Origin of the sequence: Peribacillus sp. NPDC097895, from assembly GCF_050277555.1 — a bacterium.
Taxonomy (GTDB): domain Bacteria; phylum Bacillota; class Bacilli; order Bacillales; family DSM-1321; genus Peribacillus.
On record NZ_JBNNSH010000001.1, the window covers coordinates 129,383 to 153,236 of the forward strand.

Annotated in this window: 23 protein-coding genes and 3 pseudogenes; 19 read left to right on the plus strand and 7 right to left on the minus strand. The window is 38.5% G+C overall.

Features of this window, described 5'->3' with window-relative positions; genetic code table 11:
* Window positions 1-15 precede the first annotated feature (15 nt).
* On the minus strand, window positions 16-1,413 hold the full coding sequence (locus ACQKMH_RS00600; protein WP_427585607.1) for an NCS1 family transporter: 1,398 nt from the start codon (window positions 1,411-1,413) through the stop codon (window positions 16-18).
* Window positions 1,414-1,697: 284 nt separating this feature from the next.
* Here ACQKMH_RS00600 and ACQKMH_RS00605 point away from each other — a divergent pair, with 284 nt between their 5' ends.
* From ACQKMH_RS00605 to ACQKMH_RS00620, 4 genes and pseudogenes are all read left to right on the plus strand, one after another.
* Entirely contained in the window at window positions 1,698-1,895 is a 198-nt protein-coding gene (locus ACQKMH_RS00605; RefSeq protein ID WP_427585608.1) for a hypothetical protein, read from the plus strand.
* 38 nt (window positions 1,896-1,933) lie between these two features.
* Window positions 1,934-2,821 (plus strand): alpha/beta hydrolase, encoded by an 888-nt coding sequence (locus ACQKMH_RS00610; protein WP_427585609.1) that lies wholly within the window; start codon window positions 1,934-1,936, stop codon window positions 2,819-2,821.
* A 397-nt stretch (window positions 2,822-3,218) separates the two neighbouring features.
* Window positions 3,219-3,820, plus strand: a pseudogene (locus ACQKMH_RS00615) (BBE domain-containing protein).
* 105 nt (window positions 3,821-3,925) lie between these two features.
* A complete protein-coding gene (locus tag ACQKMH_RS00620; protein WP_427585610.1) occupies window positions 3,926-4,084 on the plus strand; it encodes a hypothetical protein in 159 nt (52 codons plus the stop codon).
* 363 nt (window positions 4,085-4,447) lie between these two features.
* On the opposite strand, the gene ACQKMH_RS00625 is transcribed toward ACQKMH_RS00620, so the two are convergent.
* The gene (locus ACQKMH_RS00625) at window positions 4,448-5,779 is read right to left on the minus strand and encodes a PLP-dependent aminotransferase family protein (RefSeq protein ID WP_427587467.1); all 1,332 of its coding nucleotides are present in this window, start codon (window positions 5,777-5,779) and stop codon (window positions 4,448-4,450) included.
* Between the two features lie 256 nt (window positions 5,780-6,035).
* Here ACQKMH_RS00625 and azlC point away from each other — a divergent pair, with 256 nt between their 5' ends.
* The 3 genes and pseudogenes from azlC to ACQKMH_RS00640 form a co-directional block, all read left to right on the plus strand.
* Window positions 6,036-6,791 (plus strand): azaleucine resistance protein AzlC, encoded by a 756-nt coding sequence (gene azlC, locus ACQKMH_RS00630; protein ID WP_427585611.1) that lies wholly within the window; start codon window positions 6,036-6,038, stop codon window positions 6,789-6,791.
* Entirely contained in the window at window positions 6,788-7,120 is a 333-nt protein-coding gene (locus tag ACQKMH_RS00635; protein ID WP_427585612.1) for a branched-chain amino acid transporter permease, read from the plus strand. The genes azlC and ACQKMH_RS00635 overlap by 4 nt, the downstream gene beginning before the upstream one ends.
* Before the next feature lie 232 nt (window positions 7,121-7,352).
* A pseudogene (locus tag ACQKMH_RS00640) lies at window positions 7,353-7,448 on the plus strand (phenylacetate degradation protein); the annotation flags it as partial.
* Between the two features lie 321 nt (window positions 7,449-7,769).
* Here ACQKMH_RS00640 and ACQKMH_RS00645 read toward each other — a convergent pair.
* Window positions 7,770-9,128, minus strand: a complete 1,359-nt coding sequence (locus ACQKMH_RS00645; RefSeq protein ID WP_427585613.1) for a D-serine ammonia-lyase — start codon at window positions 9,126-9,128, stop codon at window positions 7,770-7,772.
* Between the two features lie 451 nt (window positions 9,129-9,579).
* Here ACQKMH_RS00645 and ACQKMH_RS00650 point away from each other — a divergent pair, with 451 nt between their 5' ends.
* Window positions 9,580-9,966 (plus strand): DUF192 domain-containing protein, encoded by a 387-nt coding sequence (locus ACQKMH_RS00650; RefSeq protein ID WP_427585614.1) that lies wholly within the window; start codon window positions 9,580-9,582, stop codon window positions 9,964-9,966.
* Window positions 9,967-10,381: 415 nt separating this feature from the next.
* On the opposite strand, the gene ACQKMH_RS00655 is transcribed toward ACQKMH_RS00650, so the two are convergent.
* A complete protein-coding gene (locus ACQKMH_RS00655; RefSeq protein WP_427585615.1) occupies window positions 10,382-10,606 on the minus strand; it encodes a LysE family translocator in 225 nt (74 codons plus the stop codon).
* 153 nt (window positions 10,607-10,759) lie between these two features.
* Between ACQKMH_RS00655 and ACQKMH_RS00660 the strand changes: the two genes are divergently transcribed.
* The 9 genes and pseudogenes from ACQKMH_RS00660 to ACQKMH_RS00700 all read left to right on the plus strand — a co-directional run bounded on the left by ACQKMH_RS00660 (window position 10,760) and on the right by ACQKMH_RS00700 (window position 19,639).
* Window positions 10,760-11,305, plus strand: a complete 546-nt coding sequence (locus ACQKMH_RS00660; protein WP_427585616.1) for a helix-turn-helix domain-containing protein — start codon at window positions 10,760-10,762, stop codon at window positions 11,303-11,305.
* Between the two features lie 407 nt (window positions 11,306-11,712).
* Window positions 11,713-12,516 (plus strand): ABC transporter ATP-binding protein, encoded by an 804-nt coding sequence (locus ACQKMH_RS00665; RefSeq protein ID WP_427585617.1) that lies wholly within the window; start codon window positions 11,713-11,715, stop codon window positions 12,514-12,516.
* An 87-nt stretch (window positions 12,517-12,603) separates the two neighbouring features.
* Window positions 12,604-12,960 (plus strand): annotated as a pseudogene (locus tag ACQKMH_RS00670) (iron chelate uptake ABC transporter family permease subunit).
* Between the two features lie 204 nt (window positions 12,961-13,164).
* Window positions 13,165-14,046, plus strand: a complete 882-nt coding sequence (locus tag ACQKMH_RS00675; protein WP_427585618.1) for a PhzF family phenazine biosynthesis protein — start codon at window positions 13,165-13,167, stop codon at window positions 14,044-14,046.
* Between the two features lie 151 nt (window positions 14,047-14,197).
* Window positions 14,198-14,899 carry a response regulator transcription factor gene (locus ACQKMH_RS00680; protein ID WP_427585619.1) on the plus strand — a complete coding sequence of 234 codons (702 nt, stop codon included), beginning with the start codon at window positions 14,198-14,200 and terminating at the stop codon, window positions 14,897-14,899.
* The gene (locus ACQKMH_RS00685; protein WP_427585620.1) at window positions 14,896-16,239 is read left to right on the plus strand and encodes an ATP-binding protein; all 1,344 of its coding nucleotides are present in this window, start codon (window positions 14,896-14,898) and stop codon (window positions 16,237-16,239) included. Before ACQKMH_RS00680 ends, ACQKMH_RS00685 begins: the two co-directional genes overlap by 4 nt.
* 28 nt (window positions 16,240-16,267) lie before the next feature.
* On the plus strand, window positions 16,268-16,999 hold the full coding sequence (locus tag ACQKMH_RS00690; RefSeq protein ID WP_427585621.1) for a PepSY domain-containing protein: 732 nt from the start codon (window positions 16,268-16,270) through the stop codon (window positions 16,997-16,999).
* Window positions 17,000-17,216: 217 nt separating this feature from the next.
* The gene (locus ACQKMH_RS00695; RefSeq protein ID WP_427585622.1) at window positions 17,217-17,885 is read left to right on the plus strand and encodes a beta-class carbonic anhydrase; all 669 of its coding nucleotides are present in this window, start codon (window positions 17,217-17,219) and stop codon (window positions 17,883-17,885) included.
* Window positions 17,882-19,639, plus strand: coding sequence for a SulP family inorganic anion transporter (locus ACQKMH_RS00700; RefSeq protein WP_427585623.1), 1,758 nt, complete (start codon window positions 17,882-17,884; stop codon window positions 19,637-19,639). Before ACQKMH_RS00695 ends, ACQKMH_RS00700 begins: the two co-directional genes overlap by 4 nt.
* A gap of 278 nt (window positions 19,640-19,917) precedes the next feature.
* Here ACQKMH_RS00700 and ACQKMH_RS00705 read toward each other — a convergent pair whose 3' ends face one another.
* Window positions 19,918-20,568: a DUF1796 family putative cysteine peptidase gene (locus tag ACQKMH_RS00705; protein ID WP_427585624.1), complete on the minus strand. Its 651-nt coding sequence runs from the start codon at window positions 20,566-20,568 to the stop codon at window positions 19,918-19,920.
* A 270-nt stretch (window positions 20,569-20,838) separates the two neighbouring features.
* Window positions 20,839-21,630: a class D beta-lactamase gene (gene blaOXA / locus ACQKMH_RS00710; protein ID WP_427585625.1), complete on the minus strand. Its 792-nt coding sequence runs from the start codon at window positions 21,628-21,630 to the stop codon at window positions 20,839-20,841.
* 429 nt (window positions 21,631-22,059) lie between these two features.
* Here blaOXA and ACQKMH_RS00715 point away from each other — a divergent pair, with 429 nt between their 5' ends.
* Complete coding sequence (locus tag ACQKMH_RS00715) at window positions 22,060-22,263, plus strand: DNA-binding protein (RefSeq protein WP_427585626.1); 204 nt, start codon at window positions 22,060-22,062, stop codon at window positions 22,261-22,263.
* 137 nt (window positions 22,264-22,400) lie between these two features.
* Here ACQKMH_RS00715 and ACQKMH_RS00720 read toward each other — a convergent pair whose 3' ends face one another.
* Window positions 22,401-22,997: a spore coat protein gene (locus tag ACQKMH_RS00720; RefSeq protein ID WP_427587468.1), complete on the minus strand. Its 597-nt coding sequence runs from the start codon at window positions 22,995-22,997 to the stop codon at window positions 22,401-22,403.
* A gap of 328 nt (window positions 22,998-23,325) precedes the next feature.
* Here ACQKMH_RS00720 and ACQKMH_RS00725 point away from each other — a divergent pair, with 328 nt between their 5' ends.
* Entirely contained in the window at window positions 23,326-23,715 is a 390-nt protein-coding gene (locus tag ACQKMH_RS00725) for an iron chaperone (RefSeq protein ID WP_427585627.1), read from the plus strand.
* Window positions 23,716-23,854 lie beyond the last annotated feature (139 nt).

Consider the following 23,854-nt stretch of genomic DNA (forward strand, 5'->3'; position numbering starts at 1 on the left):
GTATCTCTTTTTTGCCTACTTCTCAAATATCGTACCCTTTTTGAATCTTGAATCCTTAAAGGTGAACTTCATCAGAATCATATAAGCAATGCCTGCCACGACAACGCCGATGATCCATGCCAGCTCGACTTTTATAAAGGCAGCGCTGGCGCCGATAAGCATGGCGAGCAGCGCGCATGGATTATATCCTGTAAATGGCCCGCCTTCTCTGTACAAATCGGCAACATTAATCTTTTGCTTTCTTAATAGATAATACTCGACTAATAAAATCGAAACGATCGGACCTAAAAATGCGGAATAAATCAGAATGAACAAACCAAGCCCCTTCGCCGAAGAATCCTGTACAAGCACCCAAGGGGAGGAGCAAAAGGCAAGAATTCCGGTTATGATAACGGCAACCTTATATTTCAACTTTGTAAGCAAAGTGATGACATATGTTGGCGGAATAATATTGGCAACCATATTTACTGCAATTGCACCGATAACGATAAATGCAGAAACGCCTACTGTGATATAAGGATTATCCACCACAATTGCAAACGCCTTAACGGGATTGGAAATGCCGGTAGCGGAAGCAAGCATTACACCGATTGTCAGTACTAAGCCGTATGCTAGTAAAATGGGCGAAAAATACAAAAACCCTCGTTTTGCATCACTGATGCCAGACTTAAGCTCTCTTGAATAGTCCCCTGCGCTTAAAAAGATAGCCGCATAATTTCCTAAAAACATCATGATGAAAGCAAAGAACGGCAAGCCCCATGACCCTTCAGCATGCACCCATTTTTCCGCGATGACCTCGCTATGTGATGTAAGCAGAATACCAAATACATAGACTAGCGCTAGCATGATAACAATGGATGCAAGCATTTCCACCCATTTGATGGCATGAAAGCCGTACAGCGAAAGCGCAATTTGCACCAATTGAATCACGACAAAGCAAATGACGGCATTATCAAAAGCACCACCCGTAATGACCTTCGCGATTTCGTTTAAAGCAGTACCGCCGATCCAACTTTGGAAACCGTACCAGATGATGGCCGGAATTCCGCGCAAAAGTGATGATATGATGGAGCCCTTCATCCCGAAGGACATTCTGAGCTGAACCACATAGGGAATGCCTGTCCTGTATCCAATCCTATCATTCAAAGCGAAAATCACGGAAATGATAGCGATGGCAATGGCAGCTGCAGCAAATGTCTGAATGATGTTCAATGTTGCGGTTCCCGCTACGACCAAGCTGGCTCCTAGTGTCATATTCCCTAAATTGACACCGTCTCCAATCCACATGAATGTATAGGATATCGGGCCAACCGTCCTATCTTCTTTGCTTTTCGGCTTCAGAGATTCGTCAAGACCCTCAGTATGATGGAACTCCGACTCTTCTAAAGCTTGCCTTTCTAGATATGTAGACAATGTACACTCAACTCCTATCCGAAGTGTTATATGATATAACTACCTATGTAATGAAAACTAACATGAGAAAAGTATACAGGTTTCGTATTTAGGAATCATTAGAAGAAGTGTGAAATTTCAGATATTATTTTGTGCTTTGTAACTAAAAGAATATCAAATATGTGAACAGAAAAAGACTTCCTGTAATTAACTGGGGGGATATGAGTCCTACTGTTTCGTGATTTGTTAGTAAGGTTGCTAAGGCAGCCTTTTTCTAGTTGAACAACAGGTGCCTTGTTCATTACTTGGATATTGATCTACTTGATAAGCTTATTGAAGAATACATTTACGAATTAGGGGAGATTGCGAATCAACATTTGAATGGGATTCTTATTTTCACAGTTTGGAATCAGTACGGTTACTTCAGTTTCTCCATCGTTCTCTATTGCGGATTTTTTTTCGGCGGATCGAGTGTGGGAACCTCTCAAACGAAGTGGGCATAAGCTGATAGTATATGTCGATTTGAAAGGATGTCTTGTACATGTTTCCTTATCTCCAAGAAATTCATCAATTCCCCTATCCCGATTATAGGTTTATGCCTCGAGGCTATTATTACTCCCCTTATTCTGAAGGATGGTGGCTCTGGAGCAATGGTACCCTCGAATCGGATGAAAGATACCGTTTACCCGCACAGCAACGGCTTACCTTCGTTCTCGTGCATGGTTCTTGGGCTGACGCTCACTTCTGGGACGGCGTAGCGGCGGAACTGCGCAGTCGAGGGCATGTCGTCTATACGCCGGAATACGCAGGTCACGGCAAAGATCCGAACAAAGATGTTACGCATGCGATGATCACGAAGTCCGTCGTTGATTTTATAATGAAACTGAACCTACGCAACTTTGTTCTCGTCGGGCACAGCTTCGGCGGAACTGTCATCCAAAAGGTTGCAGAACAGGTACCGGATCGCATAAAGCGCCTTGTCTTCTGGGACGCGTTCGTACTGAAAGACGGCGAATCGGTTGTCGACGAGTTCTCGACCCAAATGAGGCAAGGATTCGAGCAGCTCAGAGCCGGCTCGAAGGACGATACGATCATGCTTCCGTTTCCGCTGTTTCGGGATTTGTTCGTCAATACGGCCACTTTGGAGGAAGCCGAACGGATGTATGCAGGCATTACTCCGGAACCGGCTAAGCCGCTTTTCGAGAAGCTAGATCTTAAAGCATTCTACGCGCTGCCTACGCCCAAAAGCTATGTCTATTTCTACCAAGACAACGCATTGCCACAAGGAGAGGGCTTCGGCTGGCATCCGCATATGTCCATACGGCTCGGCCAGTTACGCCTGATCGTCGGCGACGGCGACCATTTTACGGACACGCGTACAAGGCCGGCTATGGTGGCGCAGAAGTTTTACGAGGCAGGCAGGGACTGATGTGCTGTAAGGGCATTTTATTGTGTAGCCAGAGCAAGATCAGTATGAAGGCCACTAGGTGAATATCCCTTTAGTAAGTGGTATGGATGGGTTCAGGATTAGAGGGTGAATAAAACCCCACTTTTTTATGAATCCGTCCTAGAGATTTCTCCAACTTAAATACAAGACTTACCCAACCAACTATTTCTGTTCCATATGATCAATGTTATTAATCCTATCCTATTAATGTCCTATCAATATCAGTCTAGTTGCATATTTTATTCTATACATTACATAGAATGTATATGTACATACACATTCTATATTTAACGAAGAAAGAAAAATTGGAAGAGTGAAAAATGAATTGTTTCATAGTTTAGTTCCAATACAAATGATATTAAGGTTAGGAGTCGAATTGATGGTCTCAAAAATACGACTGACGGGAAGAGTCATCTATAAAGGAGATACAGGATATGAACAGGCACGCAAAAACTGGAACCCGTACGTTGATACTTTTCCTCTTGTATTTGTCTTTGCTCAAAGCACTAAGGATGTTACAAATGCTATAAAATGGGCACGAATGAACAATGTGCCGATTCGGGTTCGGAGCGGGCGACAGCTTTGTTTCCGGATGAAGCAATCAAGATCATGCGCAGTTTCCTAGAAGAATCGATCGGAACAGAATCCAGTTTCCTTTTTCTGAACTGTGGTGGCGCTTTAAGTAGAATCTCTCCTGAGGCGACTGCTTTTTTTTGGCGGAATCCGAAGTTTTATTTGGAGTGGAATACAACTTGGACACAAGAATCTGAGGCATCAAGGAATCTTGCATTGGTTGCAAGAACACACCAGCAGTTGAATCCTTTCGTTGAAGGGGCCTACGTAAATTCTCCAGATCAGAATATTATAAACTTTGGACCGGCTTATTATGGAACTAACTTTGATAGATTACAAAGAATAAAAGCCAAGTATGATCCCGAAAATGTATTCCAATTTCCTCAAAATATTCCTCCTGAATTTTAAGTCTATCTTATGCATTTATCATTTTTTATGTTAGTCAGGTAAAAGATATCTAGAATTGTTAGTATGAAGAAACAACTTCCAATACCCGCATTAAAGTGTGATAAGATGTCGCTTTTATATAGTGTGGTTTACGCCACTAGTTTAGAGAAGTATTCAACGACAGAGAACGTCACATGCTCGATTATGAAAGCACCATTTCCAATCGATTATCAATCTACAATCCATGTTCGCATTAAGGGAACTTTAGCCTGCATGGCTGAATAAGAGGAGTTTGTAGGCTAACGGAAAAGGGATTCCTTTAAACATAATATAGTGTCAAACAACATAATTGTAGACCAATTGGTGTTCGGAATGAATGCTCTCATCCCGAACCATGATAGTAAAACAAGAATTGATTATGGTTATGTTTTTTACGGTAATCCTAATTGGATTGAAGAAATTTGCGATCACTCCTGCCGAATAACTGGCTAGCCGAGACCCCACAGACGCTTGCTTTGATGAGGCTTGGCAGACAGTCGGCGGAAAGGGAGCTGATTTCTGAAATCAACTGGAACGTTTATTAAAAATAAACTGTAGACAAACGTATGTAACTAAAGGTACAGGTTCGTAATCCTTCATCTTTTTGAATCAGTTGAGGTACTGTTTTAATAGGGCTAATCCTATTTTTAACTCATCAAATGAGTTTGTAGAAGAAAGTGCAATACGTAAATACATATCAGGGGTGGTCTGCCCGCTTTGAAAACGATTGGAATGAAAAACTCGAATACCGTGCCTTTTCAAATCCATTTCCAGCTCTAACGCATCGTAATGTCCTTGAATTGGAAGCCAACGATAAAAACTGAGAGGATGCCCAACATCCTTTCTTAAAGGAAAATATTCCGAATAAATATCATTTGCAGACTGTGCAAGCTGTTTCTTTTGAGAAACAATTTCATGAGCCTTCCCTGATAAGATAAGCTCTGTGATAACCTCTGCATCAAATGAAGAGGTTTTTACATTTATGTTGAAAATGGCCTGGGAAATTTTCTCCCGTAAAGCATCTCCATAGACCATATAGGCAACTCTTAATCCAGAACATATGGACTTAGAGGTGCTACAAATATAAACGCTTTGTTCTGGAAGCAAACGGAACATCGGCTGCCGGTAATCGGAGATAATACCTGCCGTCATAAATGCATGAATATCATCCTCGATCAAAATTAAACGATGTTTACGGATGACTGCAGCCAATTCTAGCTTTCGAATATCCGACATCATGATTGTGGTTGGATTGTTGCAAGAGGGCATCAGAAAAATGCCGTCAATCTTTATTTGACAACACTGCTTTTCAAGTTCGTCTGGCAGCATTCCAAACTGGTCTACGGGAATGGGCACTAACTTAATATGGAACATCTTTGCCAACTCGATAAAGTTTGAATATGTGTATAAGTCAGTTGCAATTCTATTACCAGGCTCAAATAAAGAAGCCAAGGCTATGGCCAATGCATTTTGGGCACCAGAAACGATTGCTATATGCTCTTGATCCGCGTGAATGCCGAAAGATTCCATCCAGTTTAGAGCTGCTGTTTTTTGATGTGGAATACCAGTCGGATCGTTGTAATTTAGTAACTGCTTCAAATAACTTTTGTTCACAGTTTTTTGAATAGTTTCTGCTACAATATCATTGGTTTGCTCAAAAGATGCCACAAAACCAAGATCAATGCTGTTTGCCGTTTTATCCGCAGAAATGGTTATAGAACGAGTGGCATTGGGAGCCACAAAGGTTCCGCTTCCCGTAACGGCATAAATTAATCCCTTTACCTCGCATATTTTGTAGGCACGGGTAATCGTGGTGAAGTTTAAATCAAGAAAATCTGCCAATTCTCGTTGCGGGGGCAACTTTGTTCCGGGTGCTAAAAAACCATTTGTTATATTTTGTTCAAGTAATGATGCAAGAGATTTATAAAAAGGACGCTTTATCGCTGTCTTATCAGGTTTCTAAGACATTGGATAATTGTCAAATGAATTTACTGGCATACTTCACCTCTACTATTTTTTTCCATACAATCATATCATTTTTTGTATGGAATTCTAATAATGAAACGGTATGATTTGAAAAGGCGCTTTACACGAATATAAGGTGATAAGTCTATCAGTACCCCCATTTTGATAAAATGGGGGAATTTTATTTTAATTGTAATCCATACAATTAACTTGTTTTTTGTACGGATTTTGTATGTTAAGTTTAAATAAATTTAGCCATCAGGATGTGATTTATATGAAAAAAAGAACTCAAATGATACCTGCATTTCGTGCAGCTTTTCCGTACACAGTGCCCATTTTGGCAGGCTTTTTATTTTTAGGCATCGCATATGGAATCTTTATGAATTCATTAGGTTTCAGTGCAATTTACCCGATATTGATGAGTCTAACAATATTTGCAGGATCAATGGAGTTTATTGCTGCCAATTTATTGCTTGTCGCATTCAATCCGATTAACGCTCTTTTTCTAACGTTAATGGTGAATGCACGGCATTTGTTTTATGGCATTTCCATGCTGGATAAGTATAGGGGGACCGGAAAGAAAAAGCTGTATCTGATTTTTGGGCTTTGCGATGAGTCTTTTTCCATCAATTGTACCGTTGATGTTCCGAAGAATGTAGACAAGGGCTGGTTCATGTTCTTCGTGACACTGCTCAATCATTCCTATTGGGTGATAGGATCGGCGATTGGCGGCATTTTTGGATCTCTTGTCAAATTCAACACAGAAGGACTCGATTTTGTTATGACGGCTCTCTTTGTAGTCATTTTCATTGAACAGTGGATGAAAGAGAAAAAACATCATAGTGCTCTCGCAGGGCTTGGGCTGTCAGTTGTCTGTCTTAGTATTTTTGGCGGAAGCAATTTCATCATCCCTGCCATGTTTTCAATTTTGGGGGTACTCACCTTACTTAGAAAGCCATTAGAGAAAGTTGAGGTCAAGGCCATATGACAATGGATGTAACACAGCAGATCATTACTATTGCAATGGTTGTTTTAGGCACAATGCTTACAAGGTTTATTCCATTCATCATTTTCCCATCTGGAAAACCCACACCGAAATATGTACAGTATCTAGGTAAAATACTGCCATCCGCGGTAATTGGGCTTTTGGTCATTTATTGTTTAAAGGATGTGAGCTTACAATCCGGAAGTCACGGCATCCCTGAATTTATGGCAATAGGGGTAGTTGCCCTGCTTCACATTTGGAAGAAAATGATGCTTCTTTCCATAGCGGGGGGAACGATTGTCTACATGATGTTGGTGCAATTGGTTTTTTAAAGCGCATCCGCCTCACGATACAATTCCTGTTATCAAGGGTACTGGGAGTGAAATATTCAATCAAAGGGGTAGGTAATAGTGAAGTAGAAAATTGATGAATATCAAATTTATGAAAAACACTATGAACAAATTCATGAGCAAGTAAAAAACGATCCGTATGATCAGTCGTTAGGCAGATCATGCTTTTTCCGTAGCCTGTAATGCATATGGAAAAACATCCTTAGGACTCTCGACAACAATCCAGTTTATTGAATCAGCTAAACCCGGAGACAAGATAGTAGCCCGTGCAAGTGAAGTGAAACGAAACTATCGGGCAGGATTCGAATAGACGTCTTGCATGAGCAAAACCTGATTGCAACCATGAAGGCGGTGTCATACCGTAAGAATCACTATTTTATTGAACTTGATGAACAGGATTAATCAGTTTAATAGTTATTGATCAGTGGACTTGAAAAAAATAGGGCTCCCCAGTAGATATGAGTAAGACAACACTCTAACTCAAAACCAAAGGAGGAACCCTAATATGAAATAATACAAGATAAACAAAATCAACTAATAGAGATAATTTCCGAAAAACACCTTGTTGTTGGAGTGGAAATCAACGTTCGAATGTCTACATTCTGACACGGGGTTACTCCCCCGTGTTAAATTACTTCTGTTTCTCTGCTAATTTCAACCCTTTTTGATAATATTGCGTCATCATTTCTGCAGGAACCATGCTTCCACCAGTCCCCCAAATAATATGTGTACTCTTACTCATCTTTTCCGTTAAATTATGCTTCTGTAAATAATCGATGCCCTCTTTACATAATTTACTTGGTCCTATCATGCCTGCTAGTGCTGAAGGTTCTAAATGAATCCCCTCTGTATCGACTAGTTCTTTTAGCAACATATACAACTTTTCATCGCTAACCGTATAATTGCCACTTAAAAAAGGTTCCATCGTTTTTCCTACAAACCCAGATGGCCTTCCAACAGCAAGTCCATCCGCGTCTGTAACATTATCAATACCAACATCTTGTACAGAAACTTTATCATGAAGTCCTGTCATTAAACCAAGTAACATACATGGTGAGTGGGTAGGTTCTGCAAAGAAACAGTGAATATGGTCTTGATACAATAATTTCAATCCAAAAGCTACGCCTCCAGGACCACCACCCACTCCACATGGAAGATAAACAAACAAAGGATGATTTTCATCTATTATTATCTCTAACTCTTCTAATTGTTTCTTCAAACGAGATGCAGCCACTGCATATCCTAAAAATAGATCGTGAGAATTTTCATCATCCACAAAATAACATGTCGGGTCACTATCTGCTTGGATTCGACCTTCCTCTACAGCTTTACTATAATCAGCTTCATATTCAATAACTTTGACATTTTTGCTTCTAAGCAAGTCTTTTTTCCACTGTTTTGCATCAGCTGACATATGAACGGAAACATTAAAACCTAACTTTGCACTGATGATGCCAATGCTAAGTCCTAAATTTCCAGTCGAACCTACTGCGATTGAATATTTTGAGAAAAGGGTTCGGAACCTATCACTATCTAAAATCGAATAATCATCTTGAACCGTTAACAATTGATGTTGAAAAGCTAATTCTTCTGCATGTTTGAGAATTTCATAAATCCCGCCTCTTGCTTTAATAGATCCTGATATAGGAAGGTGGCTATCGCATTTTAGTAATAATTCTCCTAATATAGGTTGTTGATAATCCTGTTCTAAGGATTGTTTCATGGCAGGAATCTTCACTAAAGGAGACTCTATGATACCATTCGTTCCTTTTGTTTCAGGGAAAACCTTGGCGATATATGGAGCAAAACGTTTCAACCTTTCCTCTGCATCTCTTACATCTTCTTGAGTAAGGGGGGATTTATTAATGCCCATTTGAAATTTTTCAATATTTGGATTGAGCCAAAATACTTCATCCATTGAAATGAGCTTTTTTAGTAAAGGATATTTATCTTTCCATGTTTGTATTTCTTTGCTTTCAATCTCTTTCATTTGTTTGATCCTCCTAATTTTATTGTAACAAGTGGGTTTGTGAATTTTAATTAAATATAATTAAATAAATTTTAACACATATTTCTCTCGAAGTTAATTTATATTAACTTTAATTAAACTTAACTTAACAATCGTTAAGAAGTTTCGATTATGGAAAATATAGATTTTGGCAAGAAAGTTGAAAAATATAGGAAAGCTAAAGAATTGAGTAGTAGAGAGTTTAGCAAAATTAGCTGAAGATCGGAGCTGTCTTAAGGAAGCTTTTTAATTGAACAAATCTTTTTATATATTGTTGCTGTGATAATTGAAAACCACGTATTAAATTAAAAACCCCAGAATAAGTATTGAAGTGAAAAGACGCTTTTTCGAAAAAAAGAAATTTCGATCTTATGAACTTCTTAAAAGACATCAATTTTCTTTCCTGCTTATAAATACTTGAAGGTGAGTGATCATGAAAAATAGAATAAAACGAAAAATGATAAAAATACACAGTGGAAACAGGGAAACTATATTAAGCGTTCAAGTTGCAGATACCCAAAGAAAAAGAGAAAAGGGCTTGATGTTTGTTAGAAAATTACCGGAAAATGAGGGGATGTTATTTGTGTTTTCAGAAAAAATGTTTGATGGATTTTGGATGAAAAACACATTAATTCCTTTATCTATTGCTTTTCTTGATTCAGATGGGGAAATTCTAAAAATACTTGATATGGAGCCGTGTAAAGAGGAAAATTGTCCTACCTATGATCCAGAACTTTTTTATCTTTATGCAATTGAAGTGAATCTTGGATGGTTTCAAAAGAATCAAATCAAAGAAGGGGATTATGTAATGCTTGATTGAAATTCATCTCACATTCAGTTATTTGAGGTGTGGTGATTTTTAATGGATATTTAGGTTAATATTACTGAAAAGATTGTGAAGAAATATTCTTAAACTAACAGGTAAGTTATCTGATCAGAGCGGTCTTTAAGGCAGCTCTTTTCTTATTGAACTAAGGTATAGCCAAGGAGTGGGTTCTATATGCCGCCAATTAGCAAAAGGGGGAGGTGCGTTTTTCTCTTGTTTTCACAAATTGGGGTAAAAAAGTTAAGAAAAACATGGCAACCTAGGGATTTAGTACATTAGAGAAGAGTCCTAGTTTAAATGCTGACTTCTGCATTTCAGAATTATTTAGATGTTCAACATTAGTAACTTCCTTCTTTGTCCTATTGATAAAAGAAGATAATCCGAGGTATTTCAAGTAGATAGCACCAACCTATTTAACGATTTCAAAAACAACAGCAGATTGCATTAAAATCGTTGAAATCCCAAAGGCAGCAGCGAATGTATGAACGAAAGAACCAGTTGACAAACCTATAGCCAATCTATAACCATCATTTCTTCCGTCTGAAATGGTCCTTTTGGTAATAAGTGCAGTATCGATACCTGGGCTCATTATCACAAATAATGAAAGGACTAAAAATGTAAAGAAATCATTCACTTTCTTCTCTCCTTACTGACTTGTAAAAAACCATATGATAAAATGTAATTTAATAAATGTTAAATAGAGTTTAACACATAAGTTCGATTGGTTATTTATTTATTTTTAATAACGTTAAATTACTTTTAATTTTATCTTTAAGGAGTTTTGTTGATGGAAAACATAGATATTGGTAAAAAAGTTGAGAAATACAGAACAGCGAAAGGTTTGAACAGTAGAGAATTAGCAAGATTAGCTGAAATAACCCCTTCAATGTTAAGTCAAATTGAACGGGGGTTGGCTAACCCTTCCATTCAAACGCTAAAGGTTTTAGCTAAAGCCCTTGATGTTCCTACCTTTAGTTTTTTACTTGAAGAAACAAACACCGAAGATTTAGTTGTTAGGTCAAATGAGCGAAAGAAAATGGTAGTTGAAAACCTATCGTATGAGTTAGTGTCACCTGATTTTACTGGAACACTGGCAACTGCTATTATGAATGTTCCTCCTAACACATCGTCGTCTGAGAAACTTTTGGAACACAAAGGAGAAGAAGTTGCTTATGTATTAGAGGGGAAAATTAAAGTGTTTTTAGATGATGAAGAATACATATTAGAAACTGGTGATAGTGTCAAAATACCTGGCTATATGAAGCATAAGTGGGAAAATAATTTTACTGAAACTGCTGTGATACTTTTCTCGGTGACTCCGCCAGCTTTTTAGGTTCATTGTTGAACTAACGGGGGTTAAATTCTATTAGGAAGGTTGCTGAGGCAGCCTTTTTCTTATGCAAAAAACGAGGCAGCATGTTATCCCTCATGCGGCAACATTTGTGGTACTTCAAACAGCGCGTAATTTATGTCCCCTTACTTTCTTCAATATCAACTTCAATCGTTCCAACTTCACTGCATATCCGTATTGCACTTAAAGGCGTTATTCAAATCAAGTGAAAGTCCCGAAATCCAATCTAGTTGCTATGCTGCAGTCCTTTTTTTAATATATTAGGACAAGTCACCATACAATGGAAGACTCTCTGTCATAACATATAACAACTTAAAGAAATAGGTAGTGACAGGTTGATAGAGAGACCATTCGAATTCCTTATTTGAAGCAACACTAGGAGTGATAACATGGATCCATTGGAAGCAAGATCATTAACATTAGCCTATGGGGAAACAATAGTTATTAACCAACTAAATTTACAAATTCCAAATGGGAAAATCACGGTTTTTATAGGTAGTAATGGTTGTGGTAAATCAACCTTGCTTCGTTCTTTAGCACGTCTATTACGTCCAAAGGAAGGTTCTGTTATCCTCAATGGGAAAGAGATTGAAAAATGGCCGACAAAAGAAATTGCCAAACATTTGGCTATTCTTCCACAGGGACCAATTGCTCCGGAAGGACTTTCTGTCATTCAATTGGTAAAGCAAGGGAGATACCCTTATCATAATTGGCTGAAACAATGGTCGGAAAAAGATGAAATGATAGTGAACAATGCATTGGAAGCTACAGGAATGAAATCTTTAGCGGATCGTTCGATTGACTCCCTATCTGGGGGACAACGACAAAAAGCCTGGATTGCCATGACACTTGCGCAACAAACAGACATCATTCTATTAGACGAACCAACCACGTATTTAGACATGACCCATCAAATCGAAATACTTGATTTGCTGTTTGAATTAAACGAGAAAGAACAGCGTACTATCGTGATGGTTCTTCATGATATAAATCTCGCTTGTCGATATGCTCAACATATTGTAGCGATTCATGACCGAAACGTTTTTGCTCAAGGAAAACCAGAAGATATTATAACTACTGATATGGTTCGTTCCGTTTTTCAAATAGAATGTGAGATTACTGTCGATCCATTGTTTGGGACACCTTTATGTATTCCATATGGCAAAGGGAGAAAAGTAAAAGATGGGAAGTAACAAAGCAGGAAGCACCTATGCTAAGGGCTGGGGAGAATTGAATTTTCTGGGATGGTCGCACTTATTACAATTCCCTTGAGCATTTTATTGATTAAAAAATTTGATGTGATTTCCTTTGGAGATGAAGTTGCTGAGGGACTGGGAGTAAATATTAAAGTGACGAGGCTTTTAGCGATTATGTTAGGAGTTTTTATGAGAGCAGTCAATGTATCTATTGTAGGGACAGTCGGGTTTATAGGTTTATTAGCACCCCATGCAGCTAGGAGAATGGTTGGGTTTGAACATAAAAAGGTTATTCCGGTCAGCCTTTTTCTTGGAGGAATCCTTTTAACTTCAGCTGATTTTATAGGATGACTTGTTTTAGCCCCTAAAGAAATTCCTTCTGGACTTGTCGTTGCTCTAATAGGCACTCCATATCTCATATATTTACTGAGAAAAATATAGGCGATGACGTATAAAAAGATCCTTTCTGACATCAGGGGCGGAATAATACTTAAAGTAAATAGGGCTTTTAACATGAGAGTTGCTCTGACAGCTCTTTTTTTTTTATGGAGCTAACTGGGTAAATAGCGTCTTTATTTTTAAAATTTTACATGTAATAATTTGTACATTCGTTAAAATAACTAAAAAGTAATCGAGGGGAAGTTAATGGAGAGGGTTAATTATTCTATTGTTGATGTGTTTTCAAATGGAAAATATACAGGAAATCAACTAGCGGTTTTTAAAAACGCTGGAAATATTCCGGATAATGAAATGCAACAAATAGCCAAAGAAATTAATTTTTCCGAAACTACCTTTATCATGTCTGATTCAAAAAATGATGGCGGCTATGATGTTCGGATTTTTACGCCTAATGAAGAGGTTCCTTTTGCTGGACATCCGACTTTAGGAACTGCATATATCATTCAAAACGAAGTATTAGAGGAACAATTGGATAACCTTATTTTAAACTTTAAAGGTGGTCAGATAACGGTTTCATTCAATAATCAAGAAGAGCTTCTATGGATGAAACAAAATGAACCAACTTTTGGCACGATTTTAGATACAGATAAAATTTCTGAAGTTTTACATATACATAAAGAAAACATAGATGATAGATTTCCGATTCAAGAAGTTTCGACGGGACTTCCAGTGCTTGTTGTCCCATTAAAATCATTGGAAGCAGTTAAAAAAGTAAAGATTAATAGAGAAAAATATTTTGAGTTAATTGAACATATGGATGCAAAAACCATTATGGTTTTTTCTCCAGAGACGTATGATTCGAAAAATGATTTGAACGTTCGAGACTTTGCGGACTATTATGGAATCCCCGAAGATGCAGCCACTGGCAGTTCTAATGGATGTTTAGCTGCTTACTTAGTTAAATACCGGTATTTTGAAAAAAGTGAAATAGACATTCGGGTAGAACAAGGGTTCGAAATCGAAAGACCTTCTTTATTGTTTTTAAAAGCAGGTGATGTTAACGGGGAAATCGACGTTCATGTAGGAGGTAAAGTAGTGAAAATTGCTCAAGGTGAATGGTTTCTTTAATGACCTAACCTACTCAACTGACAGATGCTCTAGGTTGCTGAGGCAGCCTTTTTCTTATTGAACGAGCAGGCATACTTACTATTAATCCAAACCATTATTGAAAATGAATGACACATAAATGGGGACAGTCACACAAAAGGAGGTCTTCCAAATGAATAAAGAATCAATACTAATCGTAGAAGACGAAGAAAAAATCTTAAGACTGCTTGAATTGGAGCTTGAAATCGAAGGCTACCAAATCGGAAAGGCAATGGACGGAAATGAAGCCCTTGAAGCGTATCGATCAAGAAAGTGGGATTTGATCTTATTGGATGTGATGCTTCCGGGCATAAGCGGGATCGAGCTGCTTCGGAAGATTCGTACGAAAAACAATTTCACCCCTGTCATCCTGTTAACTGCAAAGGGCTCGGTTGAAGATAAAGTTTCCGGTCTTGATCTCGGCGCGAATGACTACATCACTAAACCTTTCCAAACTGAAGAATTGCTTGCCCGAATTCGTGCGGTTTTAAGAATGCGGACTACAGCAACTTCAATGGAGGATGAAGACGATGGATGGCTCAATACTGCTGATTTAAAGGTGAATGTCAAAACACGCGAAGTCATTAGGGGTGAAAGTGAAATTGAACTAACGCCAAAAGAGTATGATTTACTTCTTTATTTATTGAAGAATAAGCGTCAAGTGCTAAACCGGGATCAGATTCTGGAAGCGGTTTGGGGGTATGATTTCTATGGAGAAACAAACGTGGTGGATGTGTATATCCGATATGTTCGCAAAAAGCTCGACTATGGCTTTGATACGCCGCTTATTCATACTGTAAGAGGCGTTGGCTACGTCATGAAGGATGCAAAATGAGACTGCGGAAGAAAATAAATTTATATACAGCGGTGTTATTCATTTTCCTGCTTCTTTTGATGAATGTTTCCATTTATTTTGTTTTCAGTAATCTGATAATGGTGAATGAACTTAATCGTGCGAAAGCGGAGACAGAGAAAATTGCCTATGATGTTAGTAAAAATGTCAATAATATATCACCAAATGATTTACTTCGAGCTTATCTGCCTATTGATGGCATGATTGGTATTGTAAAAGAGGGTCAACCAAAAGGAACAGTTGTTACATCCAATTCTGAAAAACAATTAAGCTATCGAAATAGTGGCTTTTACCCCGGTGAGAAGAGCGCAATCATCACTTATCATTTGAAAAAGTATGTATTCGTTTCACACCCGATTGTTTGGGTGGATGGAAGTGTAGTTAATCTTCAAATCACCAAAAGCATTACCGCAACAGAGGAAATGCTCGCTGTTCTGCGCATCGTGTTAATCGCTGTAACGGTCATTGCGATGATACCTGTTCTGATATCAAGCACTATTCTTAGTAACTTCATCGCCCGTCCGATTCGATCGATGATTGATACGATGAAGGCGATTCAAACAAGCGGCCAATTTAAGCGAATTAGACTTGAGGAAAAATCAAAAGATGAACTTGTGGAAATGGGAAAAACCTTTAATCATATGATTGATTTGCTACAAGCTAACTTCGAAAAACAGGAGCAATTCGTATCAAATGCTTCACATGAATTAAAAACACCGCTAACTGTCATCGAAAGCTATGCAAGTCTTTTGAAGAGAAAAGGGTTGGAGCGTCCTGATTTGTTTGATGAATCAATAGAGGCCATTCATTCTGAAGCCATTAGAATGAGAGAGATGACAGAGCAAATGCTCCTGCTTGCAAAGCATCAGGAAAAATGGAATATAGAGAAGGAAAACTTTAATCTGAACGCTATCATTGCAGAGTTAGCGAAAGTATATAAAAATGCGTACAATCGATCAGTGGAGATATATAGTGGCGATGCAATTGAAGCAGTAACGGACGTTCAAAAGTTAAAACAGCTTTTGTTTATTTTTTTAGATAATGCAAGAAAGTATAGTGACGAGCATATCTCAGTCTACATAGGACAAACAAGTAATGAAGCATATATCCGCATCGAGGACAGAGGGGATGGAATCCCAAAGGCTGAATTGCCAAAAGTGTTTGATCGCTTTTATCGTGTGGATAAAGCAAGAAGCCGAAAGCAAGGCGGGTCGGGATTGGGGCTTTCCATGGCAAAGGAAATTGCTGATGCAATTGATGTACGGATTGAAATGGATAGTCTCGAAGGCAGGGGAACGATCGTAACTCTATTATTTAATTAAGCAAGAATGACGTTGGATGGGGGATACGATGAAGAGTAGAAAAGTGCTGATAACAGCTGGATTGACTCTCGTTTTTGGTCTGCTTTTCGTCGGGTTTCAATGGTGGGCTCCATCATTATCCGCGGAAAGATTGACGAAAGAAGAAGTGAACCAGACAGCAAAGGATAAATATCCTGGAACCATTATAAAGACAACGAAAACTGAAGGTGAAGAATATCAGATTGAAATGCAGCTTGAGACTGGGGTATATCAAATTAGGATGGATGCGAAAAGCGGTGAAGTTCGTTCTATAAAAAAAGAAACCATAGTTCATGCAGCTGAAGAAACGACGGAAAAAACACCCCAAAAGCAACTGACCCAAAAAGAAATAAAGGCACGTATTTCATCACAGGGTGATCTGGAACAAATTGACTTTGTGCAGGAGAAAGACAACCCCTATTATAAAGCAGTTGTAAATAAGAATAACGAAAAAATCACATTAATACTCGACCCATATACAGGAACTATTATTGACTCAACTATGGTGGCGGATAGTATCATTACAGAAAAAGAAGCAATTGAGATTGCGGAAAAACATGTAAAAGGAACAGGTGACGATACAGAATTTTATCAACCCTCAGATCAGACACCCTATTATTTGGTCGAGGTTGAATTAGAGGACGATCGAGACGCAGTCGTCCAAGTGGACGGCTACACAAAAGAAGTAAAAACAATCACATGGGAAGATGATGAAGAAGATGATAAGGATGGACCTGAATAAATCAAGACGTAAATGGAACAAAAGATAAAAAAGGGTGATGCATCGTTTAATATGCATCACCCTTTTTTACTTCGTTGAGTAAGAAAAATGCAAAAAAAAGAGAAGAAACTGTAATAATTCTCACTAATTTCTAATCCATCTATCATTTAACTCTAATTTAATATCTTTAACATGGAATAAAGCACCAAATGATAAAGCAGAGCCAAATAAGTGTTGGATGAAAGGCATCTGGATTATTGTACATAGAACATTTGCACGTGAAAGGAGAATAAGTAATGTCAGTTATTTCGAGCATTCTGGATTACAACAAGACTTTTGTCGATCAAACAAATTTAAAGAGTTTCAAACGACAAAGTATCCAGATAAAAAGATCGTCATCATTACATGCATGGATACCCGTCTGTTGGAATTGCTTCCAAAGGCGATGGGGTTAAGAAATGGAGATGCGAAAATCATTAAAAACGCTGGAGCTATAGTTTCTCATCCTTTTGGCAGCATTATGCGCAGTATCCTTGTCGCTATTTATGAACTAAAAGTGGAGGAAGTGTGTGTGATCGGACATCACGGATGCGGTATGGTGGGGCTTCAATCATCTTCACTTCTTGATGCCGCAAAGCAGAAGAAAGTCAGTCAGGAGCAAATTGATGTCCTTACAAACTCTGGTATTGATTTATCAAAGTGGCTGTCGGGTTTTCAATGCGTTGAGGAGAGTGTAACAAATAGTGTTCGTTTGATCGAGAATCACCCATTATTACCGGATTCCATTGCCGTTCACGGTATGGTCATCCATCCCGAAACGGGTAAATTGGATCGAATCATAGATGGATATAGCGAAAATGTCCAAAAACGAAATACATATTCAATAAAAGAAGGAGCGATAAAATGATGGGTTCTAGCAGGCTTGAAGGATATAACTTAGGCCATTTTCAGAAAGACCTGGTTGCCGGGGTGGTAGTTGGGATTGTAGCGATTCCTTTAGCGATGGCCTTTGCCATAGCCTCTGGAGTAAGACCGGAATACGGGCTGTACACATCAATTATTGCCGGAATCATGGTCTCCATTTTTGGAGGCTCCAAATATCAAATTGCAGGCCCGACTGGAGCCTTTGTCCCGGTCCTGTTCGGGGTGGTCATGCAGTACGGATATGAAAAACTGTTAATCGCCGGTTTCTTGGCAGGTATCATGATTTTCCTTATGGGTGTCTTCAAACTGGGAAGATTCATCAAGTTTATACCCCGTCCAGTTACCATCGGCTTTACAGCTGGAATTGCTGTGATAATCTTCTCTGGGCAGATTGCCAATTTCTTTGGACTCAGTAACTTAAAAAAAGAAGAAGCCTTTCTTTTAAATATGAAAGAAATCTTATTGAACTTCAATACAGTGAATGTCTATAGTGTACTGGTAGCTATCATAAGTTTAACTCTCGTCATAGTAACTCCAAAATATTTACCGAAAATCCCCGGGGCATTGCTGGGATTGATTGTATCAACTCTAGTAGCCAGCTTATTCTTTCCAGGTCAGGTAGCGACAATTGGATCGGCTTATGGCGCCATTCCTAATGCATTGCCCCATTTTCAGTTTCCCCAGATCACTGGCGGCCTAGTAATTGAACTCCTGCCGGCTGCTTTGGTCATTGCCATGCTTGGAGGAATTGAATCACTTTTATCCGCAGTAGTGGCAGACGGAATGACCAACAGTAAACATAACAGCAATAAAGAGCTGATAGGGCAAGGATTGACCAATATGATTACGCCTTTATTTGGAGGCATTCCGGCTACAGGTGCCATCGCCCGTACCGCAACGAATATTAAAAACGGTGCAGTTTCCCCTATATCAGGTGTGATTCATGGGCTGGTGGTATTGCTGGTGTTAGTCAGTTTGGCTCCTTATGCTTCGGCCATTCCACTGGCCAGTATGGCCCCCATTCTTATGTTTGTCGCATGGAACATGAGCGAACGCAAAGAATTTTCACATATCATAAAAGCAAAAACCATGGATTCGGTCGTATTAATCGTTACCTTCGTGTTAACCGTATTGATTGACCTGACAACAGGTGTCGGAATCGGATTACTATTAGCCATTCTATCGTTCGTTAAACTGATGAGCGGTACATTGAAATTATCAAAGGTATTACCAGATCCAGCCGATCAACTAGTTAAACCAGAAATGGTGCAACAAGGTTCAAGCTGTCCGCAGATTAACATATATACGATAGAAGGACCTTTATTCTTTGGTACAATCGAAAGGCTGCAAGAAGAAATCGAGGAAATAATGCGTTCTAAACCAAAGGTCCTCCTATTAAGAATGAGCAATGTACCATTTATTGATACATCAGGAGAAGCACTTCTAACCGACATCGTGAAGCAATTCAAGTTCCACAATCTACAAGTGTTGATTTCCGGGATTCAACCCGAACCTAAAGAAATACTGATAAAAACTGGATTTATTGAACTGATAGGTGAGGAACAATTCTTTACCAGTACAGGTGATGCCATTAATAAAGCTTTATCCAAGCTTGATGAGAACCGTTGTAAAGGGTGTAAACAGTTTTCATTTGCTGAATGTGCCGCACTCTCCCGGCAAGTTCCAAAGTCTAAGGCAATAAAGCAGAAAAGAAAACGGGAGATAGGATTAACTTGATCCCTGTAAAGAAGATAAGGCATCTGCTTTTGGCAGATGCCTTTCTTTTCAACCTCTTTTATTAATTCCCAAGGGGGATAACTTGATTTATGATAGCCTAAATAAAATAATTCCTACTTTAACAAGATGATTTGCTTAATGTACGAAAAAAAGAAAGAAGCGAAAAAGCGATGATTATTTTTGGCTCGATGAAAAACCTAAGAAAATAACTACAATCATCCAAAGTGAAATCATTGACACATTAGCATGGTTTGCCCAGGGATTAATCCTGACAGAAGTTAATTTAATTGTATGCCACTAAAAGCATGATTCCAAATGTCCTCATCCCAAATTCGGTTAGGAACTTCTAAAACACAAACGTTTTCTAGGTTCCATTCTAATTCAGAAATACTTGTTGCCTCATCCGAGGGGATTAATATTAGTACATTAAATACTTTTTCTTTTAACATGTCCTGCATTGCTTGTTGAAACAAATAGGCTTGGTCATCATATGTTGACCATCTAACAAATAGGATTGAATCACTATTGTTCATTGTTTCATTGAATCTTGCTATTCTTTTATTTAAATTTTCTTTAAAATCAGGATATGTTTCAAACCACTCTTTATCAGGAAGGATGGGGAATTCGTGAACTGAAGTAACCTTATAGTAGTTATCTCTGACCAAATAAGTATTTACAGCAGTTATATCTACGTCATCGTCAAAATAAGTACCGGAACCATCTACTACATTCAAATTCCTCAATTCCATATATTCCTTGAACTGGTTTTCATATAGCCTTGCCACTTCTGCAAAAGACTCAGTATAGACCCAGTCAAGAGGCAAAGAAAAACTTCTTAAACCAAGTCTTCTAAGGTTCAAAGTGGGAGAGCAAGCACTCCCACAAGGAATGATTACATCATAAGTTTTCCTGAGTTCGGATAATTTCAATACTAATCCCCCTTCTATATTATCAAGACTATATTAGATGAGAATTTTCTCTTTTTTGATTGGACAAACCAAAGAAAGGCTCCAGAGCATGCAAAAGCCCAGGCTATCTACCTTTCAATGCAAGTAGAGAATAAAACCACCTTTTTCATGAGATATGTGGAAACTGATGATATAAAAAAGCGATGGTGCATACATACTGTGACATGATTTTAGATTTGTAGGTATATATAAAAAAACGCATGCCCAAGTATTAAGAGCATGCGTGAACTATCATTCTTTTATGATATCCAACTCTTTCAGGGCATCAAGCGTAATCGTCTTGGCTTTGCTTCCGCTGCCGTCCATGTTCGTTGCGAAGGCCCATTTCCCTTTGTCCGTTTCGATGTAACCCACATACCAGCCCAATCCCATATCGGAAAGGCGTGTACCGGTTTTTCCATGGAGGACATATGTGTCAGCCTCTTCATTGATCATGATTCTCTTAACCGTTCTCATATGCTGCGTATCAATGGGTAGTTTCTCCTCTACAAGGTTTTCGATGAATTGGACTTGTTCCTGTGCAGATATTTTTATAGAGCTATCCAGCCAGAACTGATCGATTCCACCGGAGATATCACGATTGCCGTAATCGAGCATGTTCACATAGTACTGCATGTTTTCCGCCCCAATATCGCGGGCCATTGCTTGATAATACCAGATCACTGAATGCCTCATGGCTGAAGCTAGTGTATGATCTCTATTCCAATCTTCAAATTCCCTGATTACGCCATCCCAGCGCTTCACTTCATATTCATCGCTCACCGCTTTTGTCTGTAAGCCGATTAATGCATTCGCCACTTTAAATGTCGATTCTGGAGTAAAACGTACTTTACTTCTCTTTTTGTTATAGATATAGACTTTATCATTTTTTAAGTTTTGGATGATCATCGTGCCATCCACACCATCGAAGGATTCCCCAATTTGCAATTCTTTCACAGTATGACCGTTTGCACTTGCATGAATCGTGCTCATGGAACCAGTGACTAGCAGGACAAGAATGAAACATAACATTTTGATTTTCATTACACACTCTCCTTTAAGGCTGGATTTATGAAACGCCAAAATCAATTCTATGTTTTTCCAAAAAATAGGATAACAATTAAAGTATACATTTTTCAAGAGAGGAACGATACATTTAATACTATCAATCAAGGAGGAATGAAGCGGGCATCCAAGGAATATTTAGAGTAAACGCTAGAATGGGGAGCGTTCCTGAAGGTTAACCAAAGAAAAATTAATAGCAATGAGTTACACGTATGTATTCGACAATGCTCATGCTTCAAAAATCAGTTTGATATCGTTCATATTTTTATTCTTACGAGTGGAAACTGGCTAAAAAAATATCTATATTTAAACATGATACGAAAGCAATAAAAGGGAACAATTTTTAGAGAGAGATCTATATAGAAGTTTGCTGTGTGTAGGATATTGTTTTTATAAGGAGGATGAATCATGAAAAATAACGAGAGTGATCTGCCCACGGAATTAGCGAAACCTGCACGGCGGGCCTTGGTCGGGGCGGGGTATGTGCATTTGGATCAGTTCACCCAGCTAAGTGAAGCAGAAATCCTACAGCTGCACGGGATGGGGCCAAAAGCAATGGAGCAGCTTAGGCGCGCACTTGCTGAGAAAGGGCTAACCTTCGGGGATAAATGAATTAGTTGTACAATCATGTTTACCTGATTCGAAACTGAGGTTCAAAAGCACCAAATAGAGTTGGATTTCCCTGATGAAAGCCGAGTTATCCTTGAAATATGAAGGATAACTCGGCTTTTTAATTGGAGTTGAGACTTTTAATTTATTATATTTTTTGTGGATGGGGCAAAACTTTTAATCATTTGTGTCATATCCTGTGGAGCCAGTTGTGGTACTTGGTAATAGCGGTGCTTGTTTTGATACAAAAAGATTTCATAGGCCATTTCAATAAAATTAGGGACACTGTCAGCAACGACCCGTCTTAGCACTGGGTTTGTCATTTCAGCAGCAGTCATGGCCAGCAGTGATCCGGTTGACTTGATTAAGCCTAACATATGTCCTGAAACGCCATGTTCATTCATGTCATTTACAGATTGATTTGGCTTTTTAGGCTGAGAGGGAGTTAATCCATATATAACATCATTATTCTGGTTCATTTCGTAGGGCTGGGAAACGTGCGATGGCTTTTTTCCTTGAGTGAAAGCTTCTACGGCAATGTTATATACATCCGTAATGAATGTATACTGATGGTTAAGAATCGCTTTTAACTCTTGGTCTTTGATGTGCTGGTCAAAGAGTTGATACTGATCTAATACATTAATAAATCCTGAAAGGACCTCGTGAGCATCAAATATTTCGTGACCACCATGGTTCACATTTGGCATCATATTTTCTGATTGTTGGTGGTTGGACATATTCATTTCATTTTGCAAAATCATTACCTCCAAATTTTTTTAGCATACTTCTTTAAGATGGTCAGTGACGCTTAAAAGTATGTAAGGTTTAATAAAAAAGAGGTAGTGCACTAGCATGCTTTGGTGCTTCTAACAGACTGGTCTTCCTTAGTATACTTGGCCTGCTTTAAACATTCCTGATGATGGGTTTAATGGCAGGAACAGATATATTTTCATGGAGCATTTCTGTTTAATTGAAGTGTTTTTAAGGGTAACGTAGCAGGATAGTGGCAGAAGAAAATGTTATAATATGGGTTAAGTATTCTGGGGATACATGAAAGGAGAAATCATGGAGGGAACCAATACGTTTAAAACGATTGATGAATACATACTACGATTTCCCGAAGAGGTTCAGGAGATACTAAGTACGTTAAGAAAAGTCATAAAAGATGCAGTTCCGGAAGCGGAAGAAAAGATGAGTTATCAAATGCCTACGTTTGCTTTACATGGAAACCTCGTGCATTTTGCTGCCTATAAAAACCATATAGGGTTTTATCCAACTCCTGGTGGGATCTCTGCTTTTGAACATGCTTTATCTGAATATAAAAGTTCAAAAGGGGCCGTTCAGTTTCCACTAAATAAGCCTATTCCTTATGAATTAATAAGCGAGATCGTTACATTTAGAGTGGAGGAAAACATAAAAAAGAAAGCAGAAGCCAAATTGAAAAAGAAAAAATGATTACATTCAATTCTTTCGATTATCATTTCGTAATGAATAATAGATGCAATTTTTCATTCTATGGGACAGGAAGGAATGTAATCAGATACAATCAGTGTGGACTGATTAGCACATACAGGGCTTGAAATCACCTTAATAA

What these genes read in the sequence shown, in the direction of transcription:
- azlC (WP_427585611.1), top strand. Translation starts at nt 6,036, where the DNA reads ATGTTAAGTTTAAATAAATTTAGCCATCAGGATGTGATTTATATGAAA.
- ACQKMH_RS00720 (WP_427587468.1), bottom strand. Translation starts at nt 22,997, where the DNA reads ATGTCCAACCACCAACAATCAGAAAATATGATGCCAAATGTGAACCAT.
- ACQKMH_RS00610 (WP_427585609.1), top strand. Translation starts at nt 1,934, where the DNA reads ATGTTTCCTTATCTCCAAGAAATTCATCAATTCCCCTATCCCGATTAT.
- ACQKMH_RS00665 (WP_427585617.1), top strand. Translation starts at nt 11,713, where the DNA reads ATGGATCCATTGGAAGCAAGATCATTAACATTAGCCTATGGGGAAACA.
- ACQKMH_RS00700 (WP_427585623.1), top strand. Translation starts at nt 17,882, where the DNA reads ATGATGGGTTCTAGCAGGCTTGAAGGATATAACTTAGGCCATTTTCAG.
- ACQKMH_RS00645 (WP_427585613.1), bottom strand. Translation starts at nt 9,128, where the DNA reads ATGAAAGAGATTGAAAGCAAAGAAATACAAACATGGAAAGATAAATAT.
- ACQKMH_RS00680 (WP_427585619.1), top strand. Translation starts at nt 14,198, where the DNA reads ATGAATAAAGAATCAATACTAATCGTAGAAGACGAAGAAAAAATCTTA.
- ACQKMH_RS00695 (WP_427585622.1), top strand. Translation starts at nt 17,217, where the DNA reads ATGAAAGGCATCTGGATTATTGTACATAGAACATTTGCACGTGAAAGG.
- ACQKMH_RS00620 (WP_427585610.1), top strand. Translation starts at nt 3,926, where the DNA reads ATGTCGCTTTTATATAGTGTGGTTTACGCCACTAGTTTAGAGAAGTAT.
- ACQKMH_RS00685 (WP_427585620.1), top strand. Translation starts at nt 14,896, where the DNA reads ATGAGACTGCGGAAGAAAATAAATTTATATACAGCGGTGTTATTCATT.
- ACQKMH_RS00725 (WP_427585627.1), top strand. Translation starts at nt 23,326, where the DNA reads ATGGAGGGAACCAATACGTTTAAAACGATTGATGAATACATACTACGA.
- ACQKMH_RS00650 (WP_427585614.1), top strand. Translation starts at nt 9,580, where the DNA reads ATGAAAAATAGAATAAAACGAAAAATGATAAAAATACACAGTGGAAAC.
- ACQKMH_RS00635 (WP_427585612.1), top strand. Translation starts at nt 6,788, where the DNA reads ATGACAATGGATGTAACACAGCAGATCATTACTATTGCAATGGTTGTT.
- ACQKMH_RS00715 (WP_427585626.1), top strand. Translation starts at nt 22,060, where the DNA reads ATGAAAAATAACGAGAGTGATCTGCCCACGGAATTAGCGAAACCTGCA.
- ACQKMH_RS00675 (WP_427585618.1), top strand. Translation starts at nt 13,165, where the DNA reads ATGGAGAGGGTTAATTATTCTATTGTTGATGTGTTTTCAAATGGAAAA.
- ACQKMH_RS00690 (WP_427585621.1), top strand. Translation starts at nt 16,268, where the DNA reads ATGAAGAGTAGAAAAGTGCTGATAACAGCTGGATTGACTCTCGTTTTT.
- blaOXA (WP_427585625.1), bottom strand. Translation starts at nt 21,630, where the DNA reads ATGAAAATCAAAATGTTATGTTTCATTCTTGTCCTGCTAGTCACTGGT.
- ACQKMH_RS00660 (WP_427585616.1), top strand. Translation starts at nt 10,760, where the DNA reads ATGGAAAACATAGATATTGGTAAAAAAGTTGAGAAATACAGAACAGCG.